The organism is Nocardia sp. NPDC060220 (assembly GCF_042727815.1).
In the GTDB taxonomy this organism is placed as follows: Bacteria; Actinomycetota; Actinomycetes; order Mycobacteriales; family Mycobacteriaceae; genus Nocardia.
Genome location: NZ_JBHWZY010000552.1, coordinates 1 through 4,681, shown reverse-complemented (window position 1 = coordinate 4,681; position 4,681 = coordinate 1). Strand labels below are relative to the sequence as shown.

5 protein-coding genes are annotated in these 4,681 nt (G+C 67.5%); all 5 read right to left on the bottom strand.

Annotated elements, in window-relative coordinates; genetic code table 11:
- On the bottom strand, positions 1-501 hold a 501-nt coding region (locus ACFWF3_RS24875), incomplete at its 3' end, for an MMPL family transporter (RefSeq protein ID WP_379315611.1).
- A 29-nt stretch (positions 502-530) separates the two neighbouring features.
- On the bottom strand, positions 531-968 hold the full coding sequence (locus ACFWF3_RS24870) for an EXLDI protein (protein WP_379315609.1): 438 nt from the start codon (positions 966-968) through the stop codon (positions 531-533).
- Positions 969-1,184: 216 nt separating this feature from the next.
- On the bottom strand, positions 1,185-1,574 hold the full coding sequence (locus tag ACFWF3_RS24865) for a hypothetical protein (RefSeq protein WP_378637387.1): 390 nt from the start codon (positions 1,572-1,574) through the stop codon (positions 1,185-1,187).
- A gap of 143 nt (positions 1,575-1,717) precedes the next feature.
- Positions 1,718-3,841 carry a RecQ family ATP-dependent DNA helicase gene (locus ACFWF3_RS24860; protein ID WP_379315607.1) on the bottom strand — a complete coding sequence of 708 codons (2,124 nt, stop codon included), beginning with the start codon at positions 3,839-3,841 and terminating at the stop codon, positions 1,718-1,720.
- A 62-nt stretch (positions 3,842-3,903) separates the two neighbouring features.
- Positions 3,904-4,681 (bottom strand): RtcB family protein (locus ACFWF3_RS24855; RefSeq protein ID WP_379315605.1); only part of this gene is annotated, 778 nt, incomplete at its 5' end.

Below are 4,681 nucleotides of genomic sequence, written 5' to 3'. Positions count from 1 at the left end.
GGTCTGTGCCGCGGTGCCGGTGATGCCTGCCTTCAACCCGGTGTCACGCACCTGTTCCTTCAGCTGTTCGCGCAGGCTCTTCACCGCCTCGCCCTGCGTCTTGTCGGCGGCGTCGGTGAGCTTGGTCATCTGCACCGCGACGACCTGAACCAGGCGATTCTCCGACGGTGGTGTCACCTGAATGCCGGTGACCCCCTTGATATTGCGTGCAGTCAACGCTGCCGCTGCCGCGTCGACCGTAGTCGAGTCGTCGTCGGTGAGCGCCGCGCCGTCCGCGCGGACCATCACGATGAGCGCGGCGGGCGCGGAATGGTGCGGAAATGCCTGCTCCTGCAACTTCATCGCCTGGATCGACTCGTAATGCGAAGGCAGGAACTCGGATTGGTCGGTCGTCGCGGTGAGCGTCGGCGCCGTCGACAACACGGCGACGATCGCGAGCACCCACAGCCCGATCACTTTCCAGGGATGGTGGACGACGACGCGTCCCAGTCTGGCGAACATAGTGGTAGGTCCTTTCCCGGCCCGGCTGGTCAGATGTCGAGGTCGTGGTTGCGCGGGTGCTGGACGCGGTCGACGATCATCAGGTGCACCTTCGGGGAGACCAGTGGGCGCACAGCGTCGAGCGAATCGACGACCTCGGTGGTGTAGTCGCCCCAGCTCTGCTCGCCCTTGCCGAGGATCGAGCGCCAGTTCTTCCAGTCCACGGTCCAGTCGCCGAGCTCGTTGTAGTCCGACCATGCGGAGGTCTGCTTGTGCACCAGGAAGTTGCCCTTGCGGGTCAGGTAGACCCGGACTGTTTCGATGGCCTTGCGGGTTACCCGGCGTGACCGGCCGACCTCGCGGCCGGTGAAGCGCTGGGTGCGGCCGCCACCTGGACCGACCTTGACGAGCACCGGGGCGAACCCGTCGTTGTCGGTGTTCGGCTCGGTGGTGTCTACGGCAGTGTCGTATGCGGGTTCGATGGTCATCGATTGCTCCGATTTGATAAGGCAGTGCGCATGTGGGCATGGGTATACGAGCGGCGTGCCCTGCGTTTCGGGCCGTCGTCGTGGGTCTGTGTTCAGTTGTGCGGTAGCGGTACTCGTTCCGTCCGACTCACTATAAGTAGATGTATACGTATAGGGCAAGGGGCAAAAAAAGTCCGCACGGATCGACTCCGTGCGGACCGCTCCGTGCGGGGCGAGCTACAGCTCGTACACGCCGAACGCCCGATTCTGGATGCACATCGGCATCACGTGGACCCGGTCGGTCCATTCGAATCTCGCTGCCGCCTCGACGGTTTCGCGTTCGGCGACGCACACGCTCGCGGTGCCCGGCATCGTCAACGGATTGAGCACCGCCAGGGGGATACCGGCGTGGACGCCGCTGTAGAGCCCGCCGCTGAAGCACAGCGGCGTGATGGCGATGCCGCGGATCGCGCTCTCACGGTCGGCGGCGGCCTGGGCGCCGGGGACGCCGGCGCAGTCGAGCGGGTTCTCGTTCGACGCCTGGGCGGGAACGGTCAAGAGGGTGAATCCGGCCGCACAGCCCGCGGCAACGGCCATCAGGGTTCGAGCAAATGTGGTCCTGGTCATAGGCGCATTCAAGCACTGGTGGTGATGGGTGCCCACAATCTGGGCGGCGTGTTGGGCTGTGTTTTCGGCGCGCCGGGGCACACGTGTTCGCGGCTCCGAGGGGCGACCCGGCCGCCCCTCGGGGTCGGGGAGCTCGGGCCGGGTCAGGTCGGGGTAGCCAGGGCGAAGGGGAGGACGGCGTCGGCGCCGCTGGTGCGCAGGGCATGGGCGGCGACGGTCATGGTCCAGCCGGTGTCGGTGAGGGTGTCGACGAGCAGGATCGGTCCGTCGACCCCGGACAGGTCGGGGATCTCCCAGGAGTCGAACAGCCCGGCGACCCGATGGGCGGAGTTCGCCGCCGAGACCGGGGGACGGTCGGGTCTGGTGCGGAGGGTGCCGAGGTTGTCGAGTCGGCCGATCTGGGCCAGGCGTTCGGCGAGACTGGCGGTGAGCTGGGGGTATCGGGGGGATTCGAGAGCCAGCACCGAGGTGGGACGGGTGGTCCAGGTCCAGTCACGCAGTACCGCGACGCAGGCGTCGAAGACCGCGTCGGGGACCGGTGCGTCGGTGGCGTCGAGCAGGGCGCGTAGCCGCATTCCCCAGCCCAGGTCGGTGAGTCGGCCGAGGACACGGCCGGTCTCGGCACCACCGGAGATCTTGCCCGACAACGGGATTCCCAATTTCGCCATGCCGCTGGGCCACTGTTTGCGGGGGGCGAGGTCGAGGCCGGGACGATCGAGGCGGGCTCGGGTCGCGGCGATCGCGGCGTCGTCGACGGTGGTGTCGGCACGGGTGCCGGTGCAGTTGTCGCAGCGGCCGCAATCCAGCTCCGCTGTCGCGAGCCCGCCCAGGCCGGGGTCGTCGAGTTGGCGGCGCAGGAAGGTCATCCGGCACGACGCCGTCGACTGATAATCGATCATCGCCTGTTGTTCGGCGTCGCGTGCCGCGGCCAGGCCCTCGTAGCGCTCGGTGTCGTAGGTCCAGTCCTGGCCGGTCGAGAGCCACCCGCCGCGCACCCGGCGCACGGCGCCGTCGACGTCGAGCACCTTCAGCACCATCTCGAGACGCGATCGGTTCAGCTCGACGAGCGGTTCGAGCGCCACCGTCGACATCGCCCGGTCGGTGTCCAGCGCGGCGAGCACCGAGCGCACGATGTGTTCACGCGGGAAGGCAACGGAGGCGAAGTAGCTCCAGATCCGCGCGTCCTCGGGGCCGGGCAGCAGGACCACCTCGGCGCGTTCGGTACCGCGCCCCGCGCGACCGACCTGCTGGTAGTAGGCGATCGGCGAGGACGGCGCACCGACGTGCACGACGAATCCGAGATCCGGCTTGTCGAAACCCATGCCCAGTGCCGACGTCGCGATCAACGCCTTCACCTCGTTGTTCAGTAGCGCGGCCTCGAGCACCTCGCGTTCGGCCGGGTCGGTCTGGCCGGTATAGGCGGCGACGGTGTGGCCGTGTGAATTCAGCAGGTCGGCCAGATCGTTGGCCGCCGCGACCGTGAGGCAGTAGATGATGCCCGAGCCCGGCATCCGATGCAGCTGTTCGCCGAGCCACGCCGTGCGCTGCACCGCGTCGTCGAACCGCACCACCGACAGGTGCAGTGATTCGCGATCCAAAGTGCCGCGCAGCACCAACGTATCGGTGCCGATCTGTCCGGCCACGTCGGTGACCACCCGGTCGTTGGCGGTCGCGGTGGTCGCCAGGACCGGCACCTCCGACCCGAGGTCGGCGATCAACGTGCGGATGCGGCGGTAGTCGGGCCGGAAGTCGTGGCCCCAGTCCGATACACAGTGCGCTTCGTCGATGACGACCAGCCCGGCGTCGGCAGCAAGGCGCGGCAGCACCTGATCGCGAAAGTCGGGGTTGTTCAACCGTTCCGGGCTCACCAGCAGCACGTCGACCGCACCGTCGGCCACCAGCTGATGGATCTCGTCCCACTCGGTGACGTTGCCCGAGTTGATCGTGGCCGCCACCACCCCGGCGCGCTCGGCGGCCGCCACCTGGTTGCGCATCAACGCCAGCAACGGCGACACGATCACCGTCGGCCCACGCCCCGCTCCGCGCAGCAACTTGGCCGCGATGAAGTACACCGCCGACTTACCCCACCCGGTCCGTTGCACGACCAGCGCCCGTCTGCGCTGCACCACCAGCGCTTCGATCGCGATCCACTGATCTTCCCGCAGCCGCGCATCGGGTCCGGCGAGCTCACGAAGCAGCTGTTCGGCTCGTTCGCGCAGGTCAGGAGCCGTCAGGTCGAGCACATCGTTGCCTGCGGGTGAGGTCATGCGCCTATCGTGCCGTACACCTCCGACAGGTTCGATGGGCAACACAGACAGCCGACCATGAATCAGCCCTTCACGCACAGCACCTGCCGCAGCGTCGCCACCACCTCGACCAGATCGGCCTGTGCCGCGATCACCTGATCGATGTCCTTGTACGCGGCCGGGATCTCATCGACCACGCCCGCGTCCTTACGCGATTCCACACCCTCGGTCTGCGCGACCAGATCCGCGACCGTGAACTGCCGCTTGGCCGCCGACCGGCTCAATCGCCGCCCCGCACCGTGCGAGGCCGACTGGAACGACGCCGGATTCCCCTTGCCACGCACCACATACGACCGCGTCCCCATCGAACCCGGAATCAACGCGAGTTCACCGGATCCGGCCCGCACCGCGCCCTTACGGGTCACCAGCATCGGCTCACCGTCGATGATCTCCTCGGCCACATAGTTGTGATGACAGGAAATGGGCTCGTCGAAACGCACCTCGCGCCCGGCGAATTCATCGCGTACCGCACGGCACACCAGCGACAGCATCACCGCACGATTACGCGCGGCGTATTCCTGCGCCCAGGTGAGGTCGCGCCGGTAGGCGTCCATTTCCGCTGTCCCGGAGACGAAGACGGCCAGATCGCGATCCGGCAGCGACTGGTTGTGCGGCAGCGCGCGGGCCACCGCCATGTGCCGCTCGGCGAGTTCCTTGCCGATATTGCGCGAACCGGAGTGCAGCAGAATCCAGACGGCGTCGTCCTGGTCGAGGCAGACTTCGATGAAGTGATTGCCGCCGCCCAGCGATCCGATCTGCTTGTGAGCCTTGGACTGCAGCTGGGAGACCCCAGGGTGCAAG